The sequence below is a fragment of the Gilliamella sp. B3801 genome, from assembly GCF_026536645.1.
Taxonomy (GTDB): Bacteria; Pseudomonadota; Gammaproteobacteria; order Enterobacterales; family Orbaceae; genus Gilliamella; species Gilliamella apicola_I.
Window position 1 is genome coordinate 21,597 of record NZ_JAFNNR010000008.1, and the last position, 23,930, is coordinate 45,526.

A 23,930-nucleotide genomic window follows, 5' to 3' on the forward strand; every position below is an offset into this window, starting at 1 on the left:
ACTGAGTTTACTAATAGGCACCGCTTGCGAGGTATTGCCCCATGGCAGGCGGATTTTACCAAAACTACGCAACCACGATTTATTTGGCTCGGGTGGTTGGTCTGGGATTGTCTTGGGCGTATAGGCCTCTTTCCCATAATAAGGTGAGCTAGGATTGGTAGTTAACATGTTGCAACATGATGTCTGGGCGACGTTCTAGGTGAAGTTCAAAGATGATTCGACCATTTTCATCAATTTTTTGTTTCAGGGTCTCTTCATCTACTACGTTTAGCCAATAGTCCGCTGGACGGCCTGTGCGCTTGTCGTGCTCGGCGGTCACGGGGTCTAGGCTTCGGTACTCTTCCAGCTCGGGGATATCGGGTAAGGGTTGACTAATATCCATGTAGTTTTGCAAAAAATCCCACACTGCACCATGAGGTTCAATGTTATAGCTAGGACCTTGTAAGGGGTACATGCTCATCAGTTTTTTAGGGCTGTAGCGGTGCACAATGTAAAGTTGGTATTGCATAATGCCTTGTTTGGACACAAAGCTATTTAAATAGGCATCAAACTCGTAAAACCGGTGCTGCGAGGCTTGTTTGGTTTTTCTGTCGTACAGGGTGACAAGCCCAGTGCGGCGATTAAACTCATACTGAGGACCTAAGCTTTTAGCAAAGAAAAATCTTTTGCAATGCTTGAAAGCAAATTCTGATACTTGCCAGATAATTAAAGGAGTAAATACCCACCAACACCAAACTTTAAATACTTCAATAAACTCCACCTTACCATTTGATAAAAAATATCCAGCTATTGAGGCTAAAGTCATAATAGGAGTAAGTATAATAGATGCTCCCTTACCTCCCGTCATTAAAAAGCCTATTAATGTTAAACGCCAAGTTACATGCGGCATACGGTAACATTCATGATTAAAACAAGCACCTAAATCATCAGCTTCTTTTCTCATTTTTTGCTGCTTCTGTTTAGAGTGATTTGTTTTGATATAACGTAAATTTTTTACTTGAAACTTAGTCAACATCTCAACGGGTACCGCTTGTGATGTATTGCCCCACGGCAGGCGGATTTTACCAAAACTACGCAACCACGATTTATTCGGCTCGGGTGGTTGGTCTGGGATTGTCTTGGGCGTATAGGCCTCTTTCCCATAATAAGGTGAGCTAGGATTGGTAGTTAACATGTTGCAACATGATGTCTGGGCGACGTTCTAGGTGAAGTTCAAAGATGATTCGACCATTTTCATCAATTTTTTGTTTCAGGATCTCTTCATCTACTACGTTTAGCCAATAGTCCGCTGGACGGCCAGTGCGTTTGTCGTGTTCGGCGGTCACGGGGTCTAGGCTTCGGTACTCTTCCAGCTCGGGGATATCGGGTAAGGGCTGACTAATATCCATGTAATTTTGCAGAAAATCCCACACTGCACCATGAGGTTCAATGTTATAGCTAGGACCTTGCAAGGGGTACATGCTCATCAGTTTTTTAGGGCTGTAGCGGTGCACAATGTAAAGTTGGTATTGCATAATGCCTTGTTTGGACACAAAGCTATTTAAATAGGCATCAAACTCGTAAAATGGATGCTGCGAGGCTTGTTTGGTTTTTCTGTCATACAGGGTGACGAGTCCTGTACGGCGATTAAATTCATACTGAGGTCCTAGATTTTTAGCAAAGAAAAATCCTTGATAATGTTTGAATATAAATTCGCTTAACTTCCAAATTAGAAAAGGAACTAAATAGAAAAGATACATATCCACGAAATAATTATATGTATCCTTAACATAATTGAGAGAACCGATAATTTCTATGAAATAGATAACTGTAAATATAATAGAGGATATCATAAAAAGAACTTTTCCCCCCGACATTAAAAAACCAATCAAAGTCAAACGCATAGTAACATGGGGCATACGGTAACACTCATGATTGAACTCTGCCCCTAGATCGTTGATCTTTTTTTTCAGATGCGTCCGTTGCGTTGCACTGTAGTTCGCTTCCATATACCGTAAGTTTTTCACCTGAAACTTACTGAGTTTACTAATGGGCACCGCTTGCGAGGTATTGCCCCACGGCAGGCGAATTTTACCAAAACTTCGCAACCACGATTTATTCGGTTCTGCCGGTTGATCAGGGATCTTATCCGGCGTATAGGCCGTTGGTGCATAATAGTTAGTTGACACTCGTGTCCTCCTGTACAGGGTCTCTCATCCAATAGTCCTCATCTTCGCCGATAATAAACTTAGGCTCTTTGTTGGTTGGTTGTGGTTTTCTTTCCGCCGCTAACGTCGGTGCAGGGAAAAACCATTGGTACTGCGTTATCTCGGGTTGTTTATTTTTATCTGCACTTTCAACACTCGTTTTATTTTCTGTATTTGTAGTACCCTTTGTTTCAGTCTGAGACACCGTGTTCATCGCCAGTTGAACCCTCACGGGTAACGCATATTTTCTTCGATCCGTTTTATAGATATTACCTGAAAGCATTTCATTGCTTAATTTGTCTATTTTATAATAATATGTGGTGCCGGTAATAGTCATTTCTCGTGCTAAAAAACTTAAATTGTCAGCTACGACTGTTATTTTTGGATCGCTCTTAATGCTACCAACATAGGGATCAAGCCTTGTCTGGTAATCTATTTGAGTAAATTTAGCACGTATTTCTTGATGCAAGTCCTGCTCAACCACGAGCCCCGCAAAGCCACTACTAACTTCTACTTGCACGTTGGCATCTGCGATATTTTGTAGCCCTTGTTCTACTGTATTGCCTTGACTATTCAACAGTGCAATTTTATCTTTAGCTTGTTGCTGTAGCTCATTGGGTTTGACCACCACTTTGCCATTAGAAAGTAAGCTGAGTAAAAAATAATAGGCTTGTTGTACGTCTTTTAGATAATCATAAGCGGTATCGCTTTTAAACCATTCGCCCATTTTATCGATAGTGCCAGTTGCAGGTAAGCCAAAAGGCCCATTGATTAACCATAATTGAATATCGTTAGGGTTAAAATAAACAACCCACGTAGCACCGGCGATAATTAACAGTAAAGCCACCCAACCTGCAGGGCCTAACCCTAAGAAAGTAGCAGAGGCTTCAGCACCGCCTGCGGCCATCGCGGCCATGACGCCACTGACCAAGGACACGGTAGAGCCAGCGGCAATCAGTAAATACCCCCACGCTGCGGGGTTACCGGCGCGGCCTGCATCGTAAAAATCCAATAAGCTTAACACCGCAAAGACACCTGATGAAATTACTTGAGCACTTAATCTAATAGTCAGTGACGGCAATAATTTCATAATGATCGATTCTGCGCCTAACTTGGTGGCTAAATACTCGGAACTGGTCGCATAATAAGCCAATACTCTACCCGCCTGGGCATTACGAATCCGTTCAGCCAAAGCATCCGCAGCTATAGCAAAATCTAACATGGCTGTACCCAAAATCACCCTTGAGCGTATGGTACCTTTTTGATCTTTAGTAGAGGAGTAATTACTAGTTTCCGTAAATAAATTATAGGTTTCTAATGCAAGAACCAAGGCAGGGATTACGGCGGTACGGGATGAGAGTCGATTACTGGCACCGAGTTGTTGACGAGCATTATCTCTGGCTTGGAGTTGAGTTTGGTGATTAGCTTCTAGCTGTGTACGTTCAGCATTCAGTGCTGCACGTTCAGTTTCTAACTGTTGGTAATTTTTTTGTAAGGTTTCTGCATCGATCTGGTTTTGTCTGTGTAGCTGTTCATAACGCGCACGTTCTGATTGCAAATAAGCTTCGCGCTCGTTTAGATCACTTAAACTACGATTGATATTGGCGATTTCATTATCAGCTTCTTGGGCAAGCAGGTGCCATGCATTGATTTGGCGTAACCCTTCGGTTACTACGTCATTAGCGGCTCGTTGCGCATGGGCGGCGGCCTCCTCCGTGACAAAATAGTTGATGATTAGGTTTTCTGTGTTGGCATTGCGTGGAATCATCCAGAGCCGCTGGCCACTTTTAGCGGGTGTAAAACCATTGGTTCGTGCTTCTTGTAGATTGGTGACGGCCAAGGTTGTGCCATCGGGTGCAGTGAGCCGTCCGTTGATGTTACGCAGTAGTTGTGGTCTTAGCTCATCTAGGTTATCCCAGAGCAGTACGAAGTAATCGGTGATATTAACACGCCCTGTACGCTCTAAAATGAGCGGATAAAAATCTGGGTGTACTTGGCGCAGTTGACCACCGGCTCTTTCATAAAGATCCATAATGGCTTGTCTTGCTTCACCGAGCATACCGGCGCGGGTAGTGGCTGCTGTTTGTCTGGCTGTTCTGGCTGTGTTTCTAGCTTCGTATATTCTTTGGTTTGCTTCTACCCGAGCTTCTTCTGCCCCCTGCCTTGCGCCTTCGCTGATCTCGCCATATTGAGCTCTGTCATTTTCTAAGGTTGGACGTTGCTGTTGAGTATGCTCTATATCCGCCTCAGTTTGTGCTTGGCGATTTTCAATATCCGCTTGTTGGTTTGTATTGGTTTGTTGACCTCGTTGGTTCTCATCTATCTGTTTATGGTTTTGAGATTGTGCTTGGCGGTTCGTTGTTAAAGCACCTGATGCCTCAGCTACGGCTATTCGGCTTTGGTGGTAAGCGGTTTGGGCTGCGGCAACTGATTCTACTATTTTACTGTAGATTTCAAGTACTGCTGCACCGACCGCTTTTGCACCGGTGCGCGTGGAGCTTTCTTTGGTCGACCAATCGGCAAGGAGTTTGCTTTCTAGAAACTGGGTATCGGCCATCACTTTAGTATCTTCTAAGCTTTGTAATCTGATTAACTCAGTAGGGCGACATAGGCCATCCCCTTTATTTTCTTCAAGGGGTTGGTCTGTATAGGGTTTTGTGAGGTCGTCAGACTGCGCAGTTCTTTTCCAAATAAAGGTGCCTAACCTGTGTTTTTCGTTATCCAGTGTATTGAGCAGTAAATTGATAGCAGAGCTGTCGTACCTACCTTGCTTTAAAGCGATACTTAATGGATCGGATGCTTTGATAGTCAAGGTTGTTGCCAGTTTTGAGATAAAATACAATGCTCCAGCATAATCAAATCCATTGAGACTGCATAAGTCAGCCAATACCGCATGGTTGGTTTCTTTTTTATATTCTCTTAAAAAATGCACTAAAGCAAAATTATAGGCTTGTTTCGCTTGTTCTCTAATTCCAGCAGCGGTGGCGTAACTAATCGCTTCTTTATCTACGCGATCGGATACTGCTTCAAAAGATTGGCTTAAACCATTAGCACTGCCATTAATAGTAGCTGGCATAATAATATTTTCTACCAGTACTGCACTGCCATGATGGGTTTGGTAACTGGCGAGCTCTGCGGCGAGGTTGATGGTATTTTGCGCCGCATTGAGTTGGCATTGTAATTGTCGCATACGGTAAAGCGGGTCTTCTACCATCACTCCAACAATTTTTCGTCCACGTGCATCTTGTAAAATATCTTGTGCTGCACCACTATTATTGCAGATTTGTATTAGCTCTTTTAAGTTTGCTTCTGCCTTAGCTTGCAGTGATGCTATATCCATTTTAGGATTGGCTTTTTTTGCTGCCTCATTTCTTTTAGGTACTAATGTTTCTTCGAACGCTATACCTAGTGCTACCTGAGAACGTGGTCGACGGGCTTTAGATGTTTTGTATAATCTCGATAGTATACTTTTTATTTCAGGATCTGACTCTTTATCAGAGACCTTTGGCCAAACATGTTTGTTTTTGGTATAACGTAAGACATATACTCGCCCATCCCTTAAACATCGTTTGGGGTATTGGCCTGTCAAGTCTAATAAGTATTCGTGAGGGTGATCAAAAATAAGTTCATACGTATCTGAGCGATAACGTTGTGGACTGGCAATACTTAAAGGAAAAGCGTGATTAGGGAGTTTTCGCCTATTTTCTAAAACCATGTTAAACATGGTTGTCGTTGTATCAGTTTTTAAAGCAATTGCTGCCAGAAGAGTTACTTGCCCATGCCTTATATTTATATTTAAATCGCGCTCTAAACGGCTAAAGTTATTCGCAGTAGCCTGTATGCTAATATGTTTACCTCGTTCATTGTTGGTTTCGAGGTAGTTAAGACGCTCTTTTGAAAGTTGTACCTCTGAGTAGAAAAAACTATTATCGGTTATATCGGCTTTATTCCAACAAGTTTGTATCCATATTTCTTGTAGACCAACACCTTCGGCTTTTCGTTTATCTTCTGTGTATTTGCCATTTTTACGATAGTTTTCTAGTATGACATCACGATAGAGATACCCCGTATCATCTTTATTGATGTTTATTTCACGCCAGAGTTTATTATTTTTAAAAATATAGAACCAACCCTCTCGTACGTGTACAGGCTCATAAGGTTCTTTTTCAAAGTCACCAGGGCTACTTATATAGTTGCTGCTGTAGAGCGGTGTTAATGGAATAATAGGGGTTATTTGGTTGTGCTGTTTATCAAGTTCTTTTTGTGTTTTTTTAATCTGATCTGATAACAGTAATCGAATCGGTTTGCCGGCAGCGGTATCTATTTCTAAATAGGCTTTTAAGTTGTCTTTTTTGGATTCTATCTTTTCCCAATCCCATTTTTTGAGTGTACTTAATAAGCTATAACTGGATGAGTTTATTTTTTCTTCTGAATTGTAGGCTAATAAGTTGTTATTGCCATCGATAAGGATCACACGCTGCCCTTCTGGATGATCTTTACCGATAATTTGGACAATAAATTCTTCTTCTGTACAGGCATTGGGAGTACAGATTGGATCAATTGCAGGTTTATCCCCTGTATTATTCGTTTTATCATTTTTGTTGGTTGATTTTGTACCCGTATTAGTATTTTGAGTCGAGCTAGTATTTGCTTGAGTTTTTACTTGGATGCTATTTAGCTGGGATAAATCATAAATAGCAGGGTTTGTTGTTTGCTTTTCAGTATAGTTGCCAAGCCTGATCTCAAAATGTACGTGATAGCCTGTGGCATTACCTGTATTACCAACATAGCCCACGATGCTATTTTTGGTAATTTGTTGCCCCACATTCAATGGACTTTTGTTCATCATTTGGGCATAGAGGGTATAAACAGTTTGTTGCTTTTTGTCTTTGTGTTCTAGTACAACATAGTGACCATAGCCATTTAGCTCTTCATACACTTTAGTTACTTTTCCGTCTGCTGCGGCTAAAATGGGCGTTCCTTTGGATAATGGAAGGTCAATACCTTGGTGATCGTAAGGTTCTCCTGTTTTTTCTTTTTGCAGTCTCTCTCTGTAAGCACATGAGATTTTTGGCTGTTTCATGATATGTGTATGATAGAACTCTGCCATCTTCGTATTCCTTTTAAACTGTTACGTTTTCCTTACCTTTGTTTTTAGTTTGTTGCCGTTTGTAGGTAGTTCTGTAAGTATAGTATTTTCTCTTGAGCCTGCTCACTTGGCCATGTATCAGGGAGTGTGACACTCGGATACTGTGCTCTTAATGTTAAATATTGGTTAAGTGAGTTTTCACTGGTAAAGCCAGTACTGATCCCTTGTTTAACCCAATAGATAGTTTTATCTATATCAATTTGAGTGAGATTTTTGCTGATGTCTTGTTGCCAGTAATAAGCAAATTTCTCTTCTTGCATATCCTGCAGTGCCAGTATTTGGTTTTGCGTAAAGATTGGCTTAGTTTTTAGTTTTTCGGGATTAGGCTGCCAGTGCTTAGCATGTGGGTTGGTGTGGCGTTGCCATTGGTCGGGTTGATTAACTTTGTTTCGCCAGTCGGTATTAAACCATTCAATGGTCTCAATTGGCCCTAGCCAATCGGCGGTTTCTTGTTCATTTAAGCTTGGGAAAAAATAGCTAGCAATGTAAAGATCATAATAGCGAAAGATACCGATTTGGTCAGGTTTGAAGTAAACAAATAGATTATGCCGAAGCTGGGCTAAGATGTCTTGTTGTGAATGTGTACTGGTAATAAGTAGTCCTGAGTTTTCTTCAAGGATTTCTTTAAGTAAAGTTATATCGACTGAGGTGTCGCTTAGTAATACAGGACCCACTTCTTTTAGTGAGGGGGTGTCGGTATGGTCAAACAGATAGTGTATTTGAGGCTGAGTGAATTTTCCACTGTAAGCTTTGGTGATAATTTCTTTTTGAGGGGTGGCCAGTAAGTAGTTCATTAGGCGTTACCTTCAAGCAGTTTTTTACGACACGGGCAATCAGAAAGTGGGCACTCCATCGGACTTCTGCCTTGTTTTTTGGGGCAAAGCGCAACAACAGGGGTGTGTTCTTGTTCAGCCTTAGCCATTTGGTGTAGAACCACTGGTGGCGATTGGGTGGCTGCTATGCTTTTTGCCATATTAATTGGTGGCAGTGGCATGGCAGGTGTACCTTCCATCGGAACTCCACCCGTCCATACAGGCATCGTCATCCAAATCCCACCAGGATTAAGCACAATATGCTGTCCTCCCGCTTTTAGTGTCAAGCTAAGACCACCATCAATCACAATATTCATTCCCGCCTTCAAATGCACTTCTTGCCCGGCTTGGATGGTTTGGACGGTGCCTACAGAGGTATGCTCTGACATACCCACGGTTTTATGGTCATTCATCATGATTTGCGTCATACGATTTTGGTCTGTCAGATGGTGCTCTTCACTTTTGTTATGGGTATAACGATTAGCTTTAATGGTTTCTGAGTGCTCGTTATTCACTTGTAAGTGCGAGTTATTATTGACCTGAACCGTATGGTTATTTTTGGTTAATTGGTCATAGTCACGCTCTGCTTGGACAAAGATTTGTTCCTGACCCGCCTTATCTTCAATGCGCAGTTCATTAGAACCGATTCCACCTTTACTACTACTGGTTTTAAACACACTGCGCGTTTTATTAGCCGGTAGATCATAAGGCACTTTATTAACCCCATTGTGCAACGCCCCCGTCACTAACGGCGCTTCCGGATCTCCCTCTAAAAAATCCACCTTAACTTCCATGCCCACCCGTGGAATAACAACGGCACCATAACCATCATGGGCCCAATTGGATGCTACCCTAACCCAATTTGAGCTGTGTTCGTCGAAATTTCCCTCTCTATCCCACATAAATTGAAGCTTTACACGACCGTATTCATCGCAATAGATTTCCTCACCGGCTTTTCCCACTACAATCGCCGTCTGACTACCCAACACTTGCGGTTTAGGATGTAACCGTGCAGGACGATAAACCGCCTCTCGCGGGGTCGCAATAAAACAATTACGATACCCTTGGGTAAAAGCGTCAAACGGAAACTCCAGCTCTTCGGCAATCGGATGACGAAAATATTTTTCAATTTTTTGATGAGTACGCGCCGATTGCGAAGTATCTGCAGAGCTCGAACCACCAAAGGCCTCTAACACCTGCGGTTGTCTGGCCTGATGTCGCACCTGATTCAATAACCATGGCTGACTGCTGTCCATTGAGTCAAGCGCTGGAAAACCTTCTACCTCAAAAAAATACCCCGCATGTAAGCGGGGAATATCAGAATCACCTTCGGCTAAGACTTGTCGGGCTCGTAAGCGCTGAATCTCATTTTCAGCATAGTGTTTTGCTTGGGCAATATTAGAATGGGGATTGGGGTAATTGTAGGATTCGAGTAGGGGTTCTTGGGCGTTGTTGGCTTTTTCGCTTAACATCCCCTCGGCACTGCCTTCAGGAATTTTCATGTTAGTAAAATTATAATTACGAAAACTCGCAGTCTTTGTCGCGGCCTGTAACAACACATCAAAACGCTTTAATACGGGATAATCCGCCACAAACCCCGTGTCACTTTTATACTCAAGCGCTTTATCTAAAGAGGGGAAAAACGGCTGTGCATCAGAAAACACCAATTGATGGCTATTTTGACTAAAACGATAAGACATCGCCCAGCCATCCTCTTCACACAACCGATGAATAAAATCCGCATCGGTTTCATCGTACTGCACACAAAACTCACGGGGTTGATACAATGATTCATCTTTTAACTTAAACGCAAAGCCATTTTGCTCATCACGCACCATCGCATGGTCAGAAAGCACATCAGTGATAATTTCCAGTGACGTTTTATCAACCCAACGGCGTTGATTCATCCGCTTGTATAAATGACTAAACCGCGGTGCTAAAACAACCTTAAACTGCGCATAATGCTCACCTATTGCGCCACGTTGAACTTCGTGGATAATACCGTGAATCCCTTCTTGCTTGCCAGAAGTAAAGGATAAAAAAGCCGGTTTAGAGAGTAACTGCGTGATATCAAAACGCACTCGTTCATGGACAAGGGTAATTTCAAAGGCATATTCTGCATCGAGTCCTTCAATTCCGTCAAATGACAACACCTGTAACTTTGAACTATCCACGCCCTCAACGTCCAATGAATAGTGTGTGCTATTGGCGGATGCGAACATGCCAAACTCCTTTTATTATGTTTCATAATTTATCACATTGATTGGATATTAGTTTAATTTTAAGCTTTTACAATTAGACATAGAGGTAATAGAATATTTAGTAGTATTATTTTATAATAAAGGGTTTATGAATATTTCTAATTTAATAGCATTTACACTAACAAATAATTCGCTTATTTACAGATATTTTTTAAAACTTGCCACGGTAATATTCATCACAATGCCAGCTAATAACGCACAAGGCAGCATAATCCAAAGCGGTGCAATACTAAGAGGAAGCGTTAAATAGATAACCCAAGGAAGCGCAATGCTTAGCTTGATAAAACCACGGGCTCGGTGATAAATAAAGCCTGACTCATGTCCAGCCACAAAACGTCGTAAATCTCGCTTCACTAAACCATCAATAAAACCCACTAAGACCACTAGTAATATGAGCGGCATACTGAGTATTAATATCATTACCCGCACTATAAAAGTTAAGGTCGTATAAGCTGCTGCCAATAAATAAGTGTGCAGCTGTGTTACAACCATGTCGGTATAAGCTCTCACACTTAGTTTTGCGGTACTATCAGTTGCTTTAGGTGTAATAATGGTATTAAGCTGATCAACTAACCCTGTTTTGATAAATAGCCAGTCATAGCAAACCGATAATAAGTCATTAAGCTGTTGCATGGGATTATTCACCATCAAACTTTGGGTAAACGTACTGGAGAAATTATCTATTTCGCTCAGAAACATTATTTCAGCATGATGCCAACCTTGGCCTTGCCAAAATAGAAAAACGCCTAAACATTCAATGATAATTGATAAGAGCAATGAACCACACAAAATACCAAAAATAGTGAAAGGTAAACTTAACAGTTTTCCAATAAGTGTTTTGGGTTTACCCGTACTTTGTTCTTGTTGGGTGTTACTCATCCTTGACCTCGGCGTTAATAGATTGTTCTTTGCTCTCCCCTGCCGTTAACTCATCAGGTAGAGCTTGGTGAGCAGGGACTGCACTCGCTGTCCACCACTGCCCAGATTCCGTATAATGCTGACGCATATACTGCGCGAGTGTTTCGATATTTTTGGGGATTTCTTCTTTTGGGTCTTTTTTGGGCAGTGGCATTCGTATTTTATAAAGATTACCGCCTTCTAGTAATGCAAACGCTTGTCCTTTCGGAAGTCCAACAATATGTGCCGGCTCTAGCATGGGTACGCTGGTTGCGGTTAAACGGTCAGTGGTATTCGAGGTGAATGCTGATGTGCCCTGGGGGTCTGAGGTATCGGTTGCACCGCTGATAATGGTACTGGTATAGACTTCGACCTTTGGTAATTGATTTGTTAGAAGCTCTGCGGTTGCTGTTTCACGCACTCTGAGCATAATCAGGTTATTAAAATTACCAATGACTTGTCCTGCTTTTGCTTTATTACCAATCTTGGCTTCAATATCGCTAGCTGTTTGGGTATAAGCCGTAATTTGCAAACCAGCACCGCCGCCCTTATTAATCATCGGTAAAAATTCATCGCCCATCAGTTCATTAAATTCGTCCGCATGAACATTAATCGGGATTTTTCCTTGAGTAGTAATAGGTAAACCTTCATCCACACCAAATTTATAGATATGTCCAGCAACAGAGACTAAATCGGCAAACATGGAATTGCCGACTGCGGCGGCTACTTCGGTATCAGATAACGCATCGAGTCCAACATACACAATTGCACGTTGCCGAATAATTTGCATCCAATCGATGATAGGGCGACTGTCGGTAAGGTCGCTGTAATTGGGAGCAAGTAACTGCGCTATTTTTCCGGTGGTGAGCTTTTCAAGCAGAGGTAACAGTGAAGCAACGATTTTATCAAAGTAGGTTTTATCGTAGCGAACGGCAGAGCGCAAACCGTCAAGAATCGGGTCGTAGTTAGGACTAATCGAGAGGTATTGTTCCAGTGCCACCACTCTTTTTTCACGTCCTTGCATATTACGTGGAATATTTTTGTCATTGAGTTTTGATTCAATTTGAACAATCGCTTCCCATGCTTTAGGCTCAGTTTTGGCAAAAAAGTATTGTGCATATTCAATAAACAATTGGTCAATATTAATCACATGCCGCTGAATCAGTAGATAATCCGGACGATGCCCAAGTTCAACTAATGCCCTTGCGATAATATTAACAAATCGCCAAGCGAATTCTTTAAATGCAGCACTGTTCCCTTCGCTAGATAGTTGTCCTGCAATACGTGAAGCGACTTCACTAATCCGCCCAAACCGACCTACCGCATTATAACGTGCGGATATATCCGGCCATCCAAGATGAAAAACATAAAATGCCTCTTCTCGTCCGGCGCGTTTGGCTTCGATATACATGCGAATCAGCATATCCGCATCGCCCTTGGGATCAAAAAAAATACACACCTCGCCACGGCGGATATCTTGAGTCACGAGTAGTTCTGCTAGCCTTGTTTTTCCGACACGGGTGGTGCCGAGTACCAATGTGTGTCCTACACGCTCAGTTAAGGGTAAAGACACATCGGTTTCAATCGGTTCAATGCCGTGTAATCTTGGCATTCCACCCACAGGCGGCAAAGGTCTAACGGGATTGAAGGGGCTATCTAGCGCCGTAATACGAATTAGCCAATGCAGATAATTCGGCGCAAATTCGAGTTTTTCTTCCAGTCTTCGGGCTAGTTGGTACGCATAAGGCTGCTCTACAAAGCGACGAAATTGAGGGCGATAAGTTTGCATTAAACGATGGGTGTGTTTTTGTTGCCATTTAAAACCACGCCCTAAAAATAGTCGGTGATGACTAACGGGGATTTCGCTTGAGGTGATTTCATAACGCGGTAGCCGGCGAATATGACGGCGATAACGAAGAACCACATACGCATCACGTAACCTTACTGCACCAAATAATAAAAAACCACTCGCTGTCACCAGTCCAATTTGCCATGAGAGCGCAATGGCCCACGGCGCAAAAAGGCACAGCATCGCACTCGCAACGGATATAGCAACGCTATAAAGCTCTACGGCGGGTCTGAGTAATACTTCATTGGCACTATCGGCTGACATAGTGATACTTATCCTTTGTTACGATTTGCTACTGTGTGATGATTTCAGAGGTAATGAGTACGGGGTAGTGTGCTAAATTAAGACGCTCTGCAATATCATCCCCATAGGTCGGTTGTAACAGCAGCTCAGGGACTAGGGCCTGTAACGCTTCTAACTCATCGCTAGTTTGTACATTGACCACCAGTCCTTTAGCGCCCAAATTAATCAGTTCATTTTTACGTGCAAGTAACCATTTTTTTGATAGCGAATCACTACCAATGATAAAAAAAGGCGTTAATCCTTGTGCTTTAATAGGTCTTGTTGCCACTTGACCCGGTGTCAGCTTGGTTGAAATCACAGGTAGCATTTGCGCTACTGTCACTGGAGTCAATACAGGGGTATTTTTATTATCAATTGTCTCATCTACTGAGAGTGAGGATAATCCCAATTCATCATAATAAGGTTGTGCCTGCTCCCCGCCTCTATCTGCAATAATAACCAGTTTGGCTTGCGCACTCGCATTAAAAAAAATGAATACACTTATCAATAATATGAATGTTTTGAATGAAGTCGGCATCAGTTAATCCTTGGTTATCGTGATTGGTTAATAAGGTGCTTTTTAACTTTACTGCGATAACGTGCTGCATTGGCAGGATTATTCGGTGCATGGTATTTACCCGCCACAATTAACCAATTTTGATTATCATTACTTTGTTGGTAATGTTGTTGTAAAAGCATGGCTGCAATACGTAAATTGGTGTAAGGCTCTAGCAATTCGCACGGGCTAGTAACATAGTGCCCGTGGTAGCCGATATTGATTTGCGCAACCCCCACATCAATCCGTTTCGATGAGGTTGTGGTTAATGCTTGCCTCAAGGTATCGCAAGCCTCGTTTTGGTTCTTAAACAGATAGCCTTTGCCTTTAATATTGAGTATCCACGGCCACGGGCGCAGTTCACCATTAGCGATTTTAGTGCCACTTTCCGTGAGCGCAACCGCGTAAAGTATTTCTGGTGGAACATTAGCGTTATTAGCGGCAAGAATATAAGCGGGTGGCGGTACTTCTGCCACGCAATACCCCACCGCAATGCATAAATAATAAAACAGGATAACGGATTTAATTACTGACGCTGCCACTGACCATCAACCTCTTTGAGCACCGCCGGTAAAGAACCACCTATTTGCAATAATTGGAAACGCCCCGCATCGTGGTTTAACGTAATTTCACGAGAAAAAACTTTTTTTGGCTCTATCTTTATCTTGTTTGCCCAACGACGGATTACGGTATCATCGTCACCACTACCGACCATATAGAGGTCAAATGCTACACCTTGTACCAGTAGTTCCTGCACTTTCTGTTCGCAATGAGTACAATTATCTTCTACAAACACCGCCAATCGGTTGTTTTGAGTGTGGTTGGTATTGATGATCGGACTGTAGGCTAAAGTTTGATTAAAGTTCACCGGCAATAAATCAGGGTACAGACGTTTAAAGGCTTCATCGTAAGCACGCTGATATGCAAGTTCTCGATTAATGCGCGCTGATTCTGCCATAACTTGCAGTTCTGCATAATGTCGTCGCTCTTGTTCACTTCTTGCTGAAATACCCAGCGCAGTCAACGGATCGATATTAGGCGAATAGATACCCAGTTGCCCATCCATTAACGTCTGATAACGCTGCCATTCTTCATCGGACAACCCCCATTCTTTAGCTTGGATCGTTTGCGCGATTTCACTCATTTGATTCTTGGTATTAATTTCCTGCGCTTGCTCAACTGAAATGGCGGCTTGTGAGGCCGTAATAAAACCTACTCCAAAGACAAATAAACACGTATATTTAAAAAAGTTCATGGTGCATCCTTTGGTAATTAACGGGGAATAGCTAAACGACGTTTTTGATTTTTTAATTTAAAAACGGCATGACTTTCTTCAATCTTGACTAACTGCCATGAATCAAAGTATTGACCTACGGTGAGTAATACGGACGATTCGATATTTTTTTGTTTGCTGGACAAGATAGAGATAGCCCACTCCCCCGCGCGTAGTTCTTTCCCCTGAATAATAAACGGAGCCGTTGAAGTTAAAGTATTGGATTTGTTTTTTGTTGCTGCTAAGGTTTGAGCTTTCGGTGCATCGCTTTGTATTTCTATCACCTTGGCTGATAACGCGGCTAATTGCTCATTGAGCGTTGCTAACTGCGTCGTCACATCAACATGCAGTTTTTGCAGTTGCACATGACTAACGGTATCATCAAACTGTCTACTGACTTGCTCAATACGATTTCTTAACTCATCTTGCACTTCACTGAGCTGAGCTTGCTTAACCAGTTCACTGTTGCTATCTTGTGCAAAATTTACTTGCTCTGACAGTTCATCGAGCTTTTCACTCACACGTTGATAATTGATATTAGCTTCATTGCTAGCCAGTTTCTGATTCACTGCCGTCAACGTTTGGTTATGTTGGCTACTTTTTTGTGTGAGCAAACTTAACCAAACCACTAAAGCTATAAACAATCCAAACACAAGGGATCTTTTCAATAAAGTATTATCGAGCTTCATGACTAACTTCCTTGCTAGACTGAGCATCAATTAATGCGTTGATTGGCGTAAAACACACGGTTCGTTCTCTATCATCAACATCCATCTGCCAGGCATTTCCAACTAGCACATCAAGCGCCTCTTTTAAACGAATGGGTCCTAAATGATAGTGCGCTAAGGGGAGTTCTAAACGACTTAATGGCTCAATCGCTTCGCTACTGCAAAGGCTATAACCAGAGTTAAGCAGTAAGTATTTAATGCCTTGGCTGACGGTAGTTTTGTTTTTAGTGTTCAAAGGAATATTAATATCGACGATTTGGCTCAATAATGCCCTTTGTTCAGGCTTTGCAACGATTTCAACCAAGCGATAACGCCCATAACGAATAACAGGAATGCTTTCCTCTCGTTCTAACTTATAGTGATGTTTCGTTACCAGGGATGATGTAGCTACTGGATCTTGTAGTAGAGGCGACGAACGATTTTGAGTACAGCCGGTTATCAACATACCACTTAAAATGGAAATAGATAAAAAATGAAATACAGATTTTATTTTGGTTTGATTTATTTGCATGGTTGTTCTTCATGGTTAATAAAAAAGAAACCTAGAGTGACAAATATAACGGAGTGAATCTGTGATAAATGAAAAATAGGGAATGCTTTTTTATTTGAAAAAAAGAATGTCAGACAAGCAAAAGCCCTCGTGAGAGGGCTTTATTAATTTGTCTATCCACCAAAATGACTCAATGCCATGACATAAGACGGCCCAATAACATCGACAAAACCATCCTCATCTTCTTCAGAAAAGAGCAGATCATCATTAGTTAATCCACCCATAAGCGTACCATTTTGAAACTCTTGCAAACCACAGTAACAACAACCTTGTTCTGCGTAGATATGTTCAATATAGCACTGATATCGTTTGGATAACGCTTGACTAACCTCTGTCGAGGGTGACCAAGCAGTATCAAATTCGAAACAAAGATAATCATTAGTATAGTCGATAATATCAATGTTAAAGGATGACCATTTTGTTCCTAAATTGTTAATATTCCAATCATAGCTACTTGTCACTTTTGGCAACAACCTACCGTTAAAACTATTTATTGCAACATCTATCGGTAAAGGAATCAATGAATAAGCATCTAAAATTATGCTGCCATCTTCCTCTTGAACATTATTTGAAACTCTATCCCATTCATCAGCCACATTGAAATTTTTACCAATTCGATGAAACCAATCAAATGATTGATTAATATAAGTTTCGGTAATAATCTGTTTACTATGTTCAGGAATATCCGTCCAACGAATATTTGCTAATTTTGATTGCTTAAAAAGCGCCAATATTTCCATACACACATCTTCCATCATTGGCGTTTTCAAAATTAACATATCAACAAATCGAGTAAAAGCACGATTTACTTTATTATCTTCACCCACTCCATAATTTTGTTGTTTAAACAATTCGCAATAAATAGGATGATCTATTTTAGTAACAGCTCTCAACATTCCTGCTTGTCCTGCAACAAACAATTTTATTGACGCATTAAATGCTAGGTTATATAACTTACTAAACGCTTGTGAGCTATTGATAAAATCAAAAATACTTTCAATGGTTACAGGTTTTGCTGAAACTTTCACATAATTAACACACCAATTTGGCATAATGATATCTCCTAATAAAGTAATAAAAACAGAGATATCAAATCCCCTACAGGGATTGTTATCCCTGTAGGGGTTAGTAAAACGGTTAATAAAATTCTTTAACTTCTAATTTTTCACATTTAAAACTGATAACAATCTTAAGCTACTTTTTGCTCTGATTGCTGATCAGCAATGAGGAGTTCAAAGGCTTCTCGCGCTAATCGACTAGCTCTAAAAATTGCATGATTATCGACTTCTAAAATTTGAAGCCAAGACGCAATATAACTTTCATGTTGCATATCACCCTCAATGCCAAATTCAGCACATAAAAAAGCAGCGCCAATTTCAGCAACAAGCTCCTCAAAAGCGTAGCATTGTTTATCAATAGAACTGTTAGTATTAACAATTCCTTCTCGATTTAAACGATTTTTATGCCCTGTTGCATGAGTCATTTCATGAAACAACGTCGCATAATAATCGTTGATACTGTTAAACTGGTTCGCCAATGGCATCATGATGTTATCAGTTGATGGTCGATAATAGGCTTTACTTTGATATTTATGCTTGATGTTGATTTGTGTCGCTTCGATAAACTGCTCAATGAGGTTATTACGTGATACTTCATCTATTAGTTTGTGTTCCGGGATTTTCGTTATTGATTCCGGCAAGTTTTCACACTGGTCAATATTAAACACATGAAATCCCGTTGTATAGAGTTTATCTTCCAGTACCTCATTACCTTCCATATCAATGATAGGCTCACCTTCATCGCTAAGTTTTGCAGCTTTAAAAGGTTTACACATTACAACCAATGTGGATTTTTCACCTTTTTTAACTTTACCCCCCGCCTCAATTGCTTGTTTGAAGGTTAACCATCGATTACAGCGATAATCATGATAGTAAGCTTCAAGCCACAACAGAAAGACATTAATACCACTGTAACTTCTGCCTGTTAATGCATTTTGCGGGAAACCACCACATCCTTCCGTCGTCCATGCCTTTTGCCAAGGCTTTACACCTTGCTTTAAAGCATCAATAATTTTGAGGGTTACATTGTTAAATAATTCTTCACGTTTATTTATTGTCATTTTAAGCTCCAGAAAGTAGGAACTTACCCTAATAGAGTAAGTCCCTATCAGGGTTGATATTAATAAATCGATGATTAAATGTTTTTAGGTAAGGGATAGGCTTTTAAAAGATACTTAGCCAACCATTCGCTAACCGGGTGCCAATCGTCTTTACTGCCATCTGAGCTGATGTTATAGCAATTAGGACAGTAATAATCAGCCAGAATAAGCACCGCTACAACTAAAAAGTCATAAGGTTTTCGAGCCGTTTTACAAAATTCAAAGTTTTTATTGCACTTTTGAGTTAAATAAAAGGTTTCATGGTCCAGTCCTAATTTAGTAGCACCATTGAAACAAATACTTTGACCTTGCTCTATGAACAAGTCTTGAGCTTGATAAAGTGTTATTTCACCTGAGCCATCGCACACACGAAAACGATCATCCGGCGTTGTTCGCATAACGTTAAACACGCGGATCACTTTTTCTTTAAGTGCCTGCCACTGTTCAGTTGAGGGTTGTTTCTTTTGTGTAAAGTAATGTGTATATCCCATCATATTTCTCCAAATAGATATGGGGATAGACACGCCCAGACAGGAAATATCAATCCCCATTGGGTGGTTTTAATTAAGGTTAGTAACGACCGGTTGGCCTTTGTAATGGTAGTGTAGTAATGCTAATTACCAATTATAAAAATAATGACCATCGTACTGACAATAACTGCATATAAGCAGTTATTGCTCGGCATATCGTTCAAAATCAATGTAGCTTTGAAGGTCATCTGGAATAGCTTGTAATGCGCCTGATTGTTCAAGTTGATTTCTTGCAAAATCATCGGGTGAGTCAAAATGGCCAACATAATAACTAATACATTTATCTTCATCCCAGGTTTCAAACAATTCAATAAATGCTACCGCTTGTGATTGCTCAATACCGCTATCTCGTACTTCAATAAACCGTGCTAGATTAAAGCTTCCATCGCCTTCATAACAAATAGCGGGGAGCTCTCCTTCAATGTCGGCTACCAATAAGTCTCCGTCATAATCGGGGTTTCCATCGCTGTTGCGAGGAATAATATTGTCTTTAGCCAACGCCTCACGGATATCATCGTGATCATAGATGTCATCCAAATCAATCCAATTACCATTAAGTGGATCACCGTCGATATAATAGAATGCTTGATTATTATCCATTGCTATTACCTCTGGGTTTATGCACTTTCAATCATGGATTGTAATTGTCCAATAACGCCTTGATCGACAAATACAAGGGGCGTTGAATCAGCAATTGGTACATTAAAAACGTTATCAAAAACGTCACGTTTTAAATGAGCTACCAGACCCGTTCTACAAACATCTTCTGGTTTTACGGATTGGGGATCAGTCGATAAATCCGATTTCTCGCGATCACATTCAATGAGTGCCACAAAACCTTCATCAAATTTGGACTGATGTTCAGGACATAAACCATAATCCGTTACAGTACAAATTTCCATACTTGGTTTAAGTCGTCTGTCCAGTAGTAGTGCGCCGGTATCAAATAGTTTGCCACAAACAATACATTGGTGTTTTTCTAATGAGACGTGTGATTTACTGCTCATAATAAGCTCCTTATAGGATTAACATGAATCAAACAAGGCACTTCCCCATGACGAAGACAATGCCCGTGATGGGATGAGGAACAATCTGTTTTTGAATAAGGCCGATGACTCAATACACAAGGTATCAAGTCATCAGCAAAAGCGTCAGTTAAGAAGCTCTGGTACTGCGTCTATTTTGACGTTGTGAAGTGTTTCTATTTGATGAACGATTTCCTGCTCGTTGTGATGATTGACGATTTTCACTAGGCGCTGGGGTTTGTTCATCATTTTTTGGTTTAGGACTTTCAAAGGTTAATTCACCATCAACCCACACTTTCTCAACTGCGTAAAGTTTAGAACGAAGATTGACACCTAAGGTGTTATCATCACGATCGTAGGCTGAAGCTTGTATATCACTCAAACAAAATTTAATCATGACATTACGTTCATCAGCAATGTCTTGTTCATATTGCCAAAGTAAATCTACGTTTTTTTCTCCAATAACGACCACATCAATGTAACGGTATTGTCGTTTTTCGGTATTTTTGGGACCAATCAATACGGCAAGCGTACAAGTAGTGAATAAACTTCCATCTTGTGACTTTCTTTCTGCCAGTCGATTGACATAGGCGATACCTGTTAGTTTCAAATCAAAAAAACCTTCGTTTTCTTGATTTGTTTGGTTACGATTTCTATTGTTATTACGTGTATTGCGGTTGCTTTGTTGTCTAGACATAATAGATTTCTCCATATTTAATAAAATAACGAGAAACCTATTTCCAGCGGGAAAGGTTTCCCGCAAGGGTTTTGATAAGATATCTTATTTAAATTCATGTAACCTTCATTGCATTAACAATGATCCCCCACCGGAACGGAAACTAATGTGGGTAGTTCAACCTATAGACGCTAAGGTCTATCGCCGACTTAAAGGTTGTGCCAGCCTGGGTATGTTGCTAACCACGTTAGCGAAACATGGAGCTATTTTCTCCAATATTTGTATTGACACAATAAAAAATCGGAATTGACACTTGCTTTTTTACTTATCTTTTATTTTCTAATAGCAACTAATATGCCAATATGTTTAACGAATCACTCTAGAGTTTCAAGTACTTATTATCAAAGTTTACACTTGAGTTATTAAAAAATAACGCAACCAACACCCTAAAATTTTCACTAACTTATAAGACTATCTAAAAAGCATTATAGGTACATTAGCATACCTCAACATATTAGTCGTAGTACTCCCTACAAAGAACTGTCTTAGACGAGTATGCCCATAAGCTCCCATTAATAACATACTGATCTCTTGTTGCTTTTGGTATTGATTTAATTTCAAATCCACTTCACCAGATAATATAGCTGTTTGCACCTTGAATTTATGCTGTTCTAATTTAGTTTTAGCGGTTAATAATTTATTTTCTAGGCTTAATCCAACAGTCACTAAATGTATAGGTAATGATTTGAATAACGGATTATTGAGCAACATTGATACACATTTATCACTTTGAATACTACCATCATAGGCTAACATGAGATTTGTTGGCTCTATATAGTATGACGGTGTAACCAGTATCGGCTTTGTAATAGTGCGAATGACAGTTTCCAATTGGCTACCGATATGTTGGTAAGTAGACTGAGTCTGCTCACCCTGCCTACCCAGTATCACGAGTTGATATTCTTTCTCCAATTCAGCTAATGTTTCCACTAAACTACCATGTCTTTGTCGTATTTCAAGATCATAAATACCTTTGGTTAACATATAACGCTGAGTATCTTCTAAAATTAAACGCCCTTGTTCTAAGGCTATCTTATAACGTTGCTCATCTAATTTAACTAATTCATCCAACAGTTGTTCTCTACTTCCTAACCCTATACTTCCACTAAGATTCTGCTCGGTAGGGTATTGCTCTTTATCCAATACATGTAGTAGCTCTACGGGCGCATTAAGTTTATTTTTTGCCCATGCCGCATAATCACTGACAGTAAATGATATATTGGAACCATCAATACAGGTCATTATTTTATTCATGGTGATTTCCTCTTAGTGATTATTTAGTTTTTGCCCAGCATCTGGCTTATCATATACACCAAAATGATCAACAATAGTGCTACTGGCTTGATTAAGCCCTAATACTTCCACTTGCGTACCTTCTCTACGGAATTTGATTACAACCTTGTCTAAGGCGGCTACAGCCGTAATATCCCAAAAATGAGCCAAGGTAAGATCAATCGTTACTTTTTGTACGACTTCTTTAAAATCAAATGAACTAATAAATTTAGTAGAAGAAGCAAAAAATACTTGCCCATACACTTTATAAATACGCTGATCTTTGCTTGGTTGTTCAGTTTTGATATGAAGGTAATGAGCTACTTTATTGGCATAAAACAACGATGCCAGTAATACGCCCACAAATACGCCATAGGCAAGATTATGGGTTAACACAACCACTACTACTGTAGATAGCATCACAATATTGGTTGAAAGTGGATGAGACTTAAGGTTTTTAATGGAACCCCAACTGAAAGTACCTATTGAAACCATTATCATTACAGCAACTAGCGCAGCCATGGGAATTTGACTTACCCAGTCTTGTAAAAATACGACTAATAACAATAATACAATACCTGCTATCATTGAGGATAAACGGGTACGTCCACCTGACTTCATATTGATAATTGATTGCCCAATCATGGCACAGCCTGCCATACCGCCAAAAAAGCCCGTCACGATATTAGCAATACCTTGACCTTTACACTCTCGGTTTTTGTCACTGGGTGTATCTGTAATATCATCCACAATGGTTGCTGTCATCATTGACTCTAATAAACCAACAACCGCTAATGAAATGGAGTAAGGTAGGATAACTAGTAACGTATCAAAATTCAAAGGTACATTAGGGAATAAAAAGGTAGGTAAGCTTGTGGGTAGTGTGCCCATATCACCAACCGTTCGTATATCCATTCCAGTATACATGTAGATACCTGTAAGGATAAGAATACATATTAACGGTGAAGGAAGAAGTTTACCTACTTTAGGTATATACGGGAAAAGATAGATAATACCAAGCCCTGCAATAGTCATCACATAAACGTGCCATGTTACATTGGTCAGTTCAGGAAGTTGTGCTAAAAAAATCAAGATAGCTAATGCATTAACAAAGCCCGTCACCACAGAGCGAGAAACAAAGCGCATTAAGTTACCTAGTTTTAGGAAGCCCGCAATAATCTGCAAAATACCACATAAAATGGTAGCAGCCAATAAGTAGTCTAGCCCATGCTCTTTAACCAAGCTAGTGATTAATAATGCCATTGCACCGGTAGCCGCAGAAATCATCCCCGGGCGACCTCCCGTAAAGGCGGTAATAACAGCTATACAAAAAGCAGCATACAATCCAACCTTGGGGTCGACACCTGCGATAATTGAAAAGGCAATTGCTTCTGGAATAAGAGCAAGTGCTACCACGATACCGGATAAAACATCATTTCTAATATTTGAAAACCATTGTTTATGTAAAGATTGCATTGAATTAAAAACCATTAAAAACAAAAAGAAGAAAATTACAGCATGATAAACAATATACTTTTTCAGTATCAAAGCTTTTCAGATAGATTGGAAGTAAAATCTCTGTGTATCACGCGAGTATTTATTATTTATTATTTATTGAACTCTATCGCAAAAAATTTACACAGGCATTCTCCAGTGACGGTAAAAA

20 protein-coding genes are annotated in these 23,930 nt (G+C 40.4%); all 20 read right to left on the minus strand.

The features are described 5' to 3' along the window. Positions 1–148: 148 nt before the first annotated feature. The gene (locus J3U14_RS08245) at positions 149–1,174 is read right to left on the minus strand and encodes a hypothetical protein (RefSeq protein WP_267369620.1); all 1,026 of its coding nucleotides are present in this window, start codon (positions 1,172–1,174) and stop codon (positions 149–151) included. Continuing rightward, entirely contained in the window at positions 1,155–2,168 is a 1,014-nt protein-coding gene (locus tag J3U14_RS08250) for a hypothetical protein (protein ID WP_267369621.1), read from the minus strand. The genes J3U14_RS08245 and J3U14_RS08250 overlap by 20 nt, the downstream gene beginning before the upstream one ends. After that, positions 2,158–7,296 (minus strand): peptidoglycan DD-metalloendopeptidase family protein, encoded by a 5,139-nt coding sequence (locus J3U14_RS08255; protein WP_267352222.1) that lies wholly within the window; start codon positions 7,294–7,296, stop codon positions 2,158–2,160. Before J3U14_RS08255 ends, J3U14_RS08250 begins: the two co-directional genes overlap by 11 nt. 44 nt (positions 7,297–7,340) lie before the next feature. Beyond that, on the minus strand, positions 7,341–8,129 hold the full coding sequence (locus J3U14_RS08260; protein ID WP_267352223.1) for a DUF4123 domain-containing protein: 789 nt from the start codon (positions 8,127–8,129) through the stop codon (positions 7,341–7,343). After that, positions 8,129–10,369 (minus strand): type VI secretion system Vgr family protein, encoded by a 2,241-nt coding sequence (locus J3U14_RS08265; RefSeq protein ID WP_267352224.1) that lies wholly within the window; start codon positions 10,367–10,369, stop codon positions 8,129–8,131. The genes J3U14_RS08260 and J3U14_RS08265 overlap by 1 nt, the downstream gene beginning before the upstream one ends. 177 nt (positions 10,370–10,546) lie before the next feature. Then, a complete protein-coding gene (locus J3U14_RS08270; RefSeq protein ID WP_267352225.1) occupies positions 10,547–11,287 on the minus strand; it encodes a TIGR03747 family integrating conjugative element membrane protein in 741 nt (246 codons plus the stop codon). Next, positions 11,280–13,418: a type IV conjugative transfer system coupling protein TraD gene (gene traD, locus J3U14_RS08275; RefSeq protein WP_267352226.1), complete on the minus strand. Its 2,139-nt coding sequence runs from the start codon at positions 13,416–13,418 to the stop codon at positions 11,280–11,282. Before traD ends, J3U14_RS08270 begins: the two co-directional genes overlap by 8 nt. 28 nt (positions 13,419–13,446) lie before the next feature. Then, positions 13,447–13,974: an integrating conjugative element protein gene (locus J3U14_RS08280; RefSeq protein WP_267352227.1), complete on the minus strand. Its 528-nt coding sequence runs from the start codon at positions 13,972–13,974 to the stop codon at positions 13,447–13,449. 14 nt (positions 13,975–13,988) lie between these two features. Further along, positions 13,989–14,534 (minus strand): transglycosylase SLT domain-containing protein, encoded by a 546-nt coding sequence (locus J3U14_RS08285; RefSeq protein WP_267352228.1) that lies wholly within the window; start codon positions 14,532–14,534, stop codon positions 13,989–13,991. Continuing rightward, a complete protein-coding gene (locus J3U14_RS08290) occupies positions 14,519–15,247 on the minus strand; it encodes a TIGR03759 family integrating conjugative element protein (protein WP_416380169.1) in 729 nt (242 codons plus the stop codon). The genes J3U14_RS08285 and J3U14_RS08290 overlap by 16 nt, the downstream gene beginning before the upstream one ends. A gap of 17 nt (positions 15,248–15,264) precedes the next feature. After that, positions 15,265–15,954, minus strand: coding sequence for a hypothetical protein (locus tag J3U14_RS08295; RefSeq protein ID WP_267352230.1), 690 nt, complete (start codon positions 15,952–15,954; stop codon positions 15,265–15,267). Then, positions 15,941–16,438, minus strand: coding sequence for a hypothetical protein (locus J3U14_RS08300; RefSeq protein ID WP_267369623.1), 498 nt, complete (start codon positions 16,436–16,438; stop codon positions 15,941–15,943). The genes J3U14_RS08295 and J3U14_RS08300 overlap by 14 nt, the downstream gene beginning before the upstream one ends. Before the next feature lie 218 nt (positions 16,439–16,656). Further along, positions 16,657–17,595 (minus strand): DUF1281 domain-containing protein, encoded by a 939-nt coding sequence (locus J3U14_RS08305; protein WP_267352232.1) that lies wholly within the window; start codon positions 17,593–17,595, stop codon positions 16,657–16,659. 137 nt (positions 17,596–17,732) lie between these two features. Then, complete coding sequence (locus J3U14_RS08310; protein WP_267352233.1) at positions 17,733–18,662, minus strand: ArdC family protein; 930 nt, start codon at positions 18,660–18,662, stop codon at positions 17,733–17,735. A 74-nt stretch (positions 18,663–18,736) separates the two neighbouring features. Next, a complete protein-coding gene (locus J3U14_RS08315; protein ID WP_267352234.1) occupies positions 18,737–19,195 on the minus strand; it encodes a hypothetical protein in 459 nt (152 codons plus the stop codon). A 177-nt stretch (positions 19,196–19,372) separates the two neighbouring features. Continuing rightward, the gene (locus J3U14_RS08320; RefSeq protein ID WP_267352235.1) at positions 19,373–19,831 is read right to left on the minus strand and encodes an antirestriction protein ArdA; all 459 of its coding nucleotides are present in this window, start codon (positions 19,829–19,831) and stop codon (positions 19,373–19,375) included. 17 nt (positions 19,832–19,848) lie between these two features. Further along, positions 19,849–20,238 (minus strand): ATPase, encoded by a 390-nt coding sequence (locus J3U14_RS08325; RefSeq protein ID WP_267352236.1) that lies wholly within the window; start codon positions 20,236–20,238, stop codon positions 19,849–19,851. 148 nt (positions 20,239–20,386) lie between these two features. Then, the gene (locus tag J3U14_RS08330) at positions 20,387–20,953 is read right to left on the minus strand and encodes a DUF3577 domain-containing protein (RefSeq protein WP_267352237.1); all 567 of its coding nucleotides are present in this window, start codon (positions 20,951–20,953) and stop codon (positions 20,387–20,389) included. 450 nt (positions 20,954–21,403) lie between these two features. Further along, positions 21,404–22,246 (minus strand): universal stress protein, encoded by an 843-nt coding sequence (locus J3U14_RS08335; protein ID WP_267352238.1) that lies wholly within the window; start codon positions 22,244–22,246, stop codon positions 21,404–21,406. A gap of 12 nt (positions 22,247–22,258) precedes the next feature. After that, positions 22,259–23,740, minus strand: coding sequence for a SulP family inorganic anion transporter (locus J3U14_RS08340; RefSeq protein ID WP_267352239.1), 1,482 nt, complete (start codon positions 23,738–23,740; stop codon positions 22,259–22,261). Positions 23,741–23,930 lie beyond the last annotated feature (190 nt).

Bases quoted from the DNA above. Each gene is read 5' to 3' on its own strand.
- traD (WP_267352226.1), bottom strand. From the start codon at position 13,418: ATGTCAGCCGATAGTGCCAATGAAGTATTACTCAGACCCGCCGTAGAG.
- J3U14_RS08295 (WP_267352230.1), bottom strand. From the start codon at position 15,954: ATGAAGCTCGATAATACTTTATTGAAAAGATCCCTTGTGTTTGGATTG.
- J3U14_RS08265 (WP_267352224.1), bottom strand. From the start codon at position 10,369: ATGTTCGCATCCGCCAATAGCACACACTATTCATTGGACGTTGAGGGC.
- J3U14_RS08270 (WP_267352225.1), bottom strand. From the start codon at position 11,287: ATGAGTAACACCCAACAAGAACAAAGTACGGGTAAACCCAAAACACTT.
- J3U14_RS08305 (WP_267352232.1), bottom strand. From the start codon at position 17,595: ATGCCAAATTGGTGTGTTAATTATGTGAAAGTTTCAGCAAAACCTGTA.
- J3U14_RS08330 (WP_267352237.1), bottom strand. From the start codon at position 20,953: ATGTCTAGACAACAAAGCAACCGCAATACACGTAATAACAATAGAAAT.
- J3U14_RS08260 (WP_267352223.1), bottom strand. From the start codon at position 8,129: ATGAACTACTTACTGGCCACCCCTCAAAAAGAAATTATCACCAAAGCT.
- J3U14_RS08325 (WP_267352236.1), bottom strand. From the start codon at position 20,238: ATGAGCAGTAAATCACACGTCTCATTAGAAAAACACCAATGTATTGTT.
- J3U14_RS08290 (WP_416380169.1), bottom strand. From the start codon at position 15,247: ATGAACTTTTTTAAATATACGTGTTTATTTGTCTTTGGAGTAGGTTTT.
- J3U14_RS08315 (WP_267352234.1), bottom strand. From the start codon at position 19,195: ATGATGGGATATACACATTACTTTACACAAAAGAAACAACCCTCAACT.
- J3U14_RS08335 (WP_267352238.1), bottom strand. From the start codon at position 22,246: ATGAATAAAATAATGACCTGTATTGATGGTTCCAATATATCATTTACT.
- J3U14_RS08340 (WP_267352239.1), bottom strand. From the start codon at position 23,740: ATGCAATCTTTACATAAACAATGGTTTTCAAATATTAGAAATGATGTT.
- J3U14_RS08310 (WP_267352233.1), bottom strand. From the start codon at position 18,662: ATGACAATAAATAAACGTGAAGAATTATTTAACAATGTAACCCTCAAA.
- J3U14_RS08300 (WP_267369623.1), bottom strand. From the start codon at position 16,438: ATGTTGATAACCGGCTGTACTCAAAATCGTTCGTCGCCTCTACTACAA.
- J3U14_RS08245 (WP_267369620.1), bottom strand. From the start codon at position 1,174: ATGTTAACTACCAATCCTAGCTCACCTTATTATGGGAAAGAGGCCTAT.
- J3U14_RS08320 (WP_267352235.1), bottom strand. From the start codon at position 19,831: ATGGATAATAATCAAGCATTCTATTATATCGACGGTGATCCACTTAAT.
- J3U14_RS08255 (WP_267352222.1), bottom strand. From the start codon at position 7,296: ATGGCAGAGTTCTATCATACACATATCATGAAACAGCCAAAAATCTCA.
- J3U14_RS08280 (WP_267352227.1), bottom strand. From the start codon at position 13,974: ATGCCGACTTCATTCAAAACATTCATATTATTGATAAGTGTATTCATT.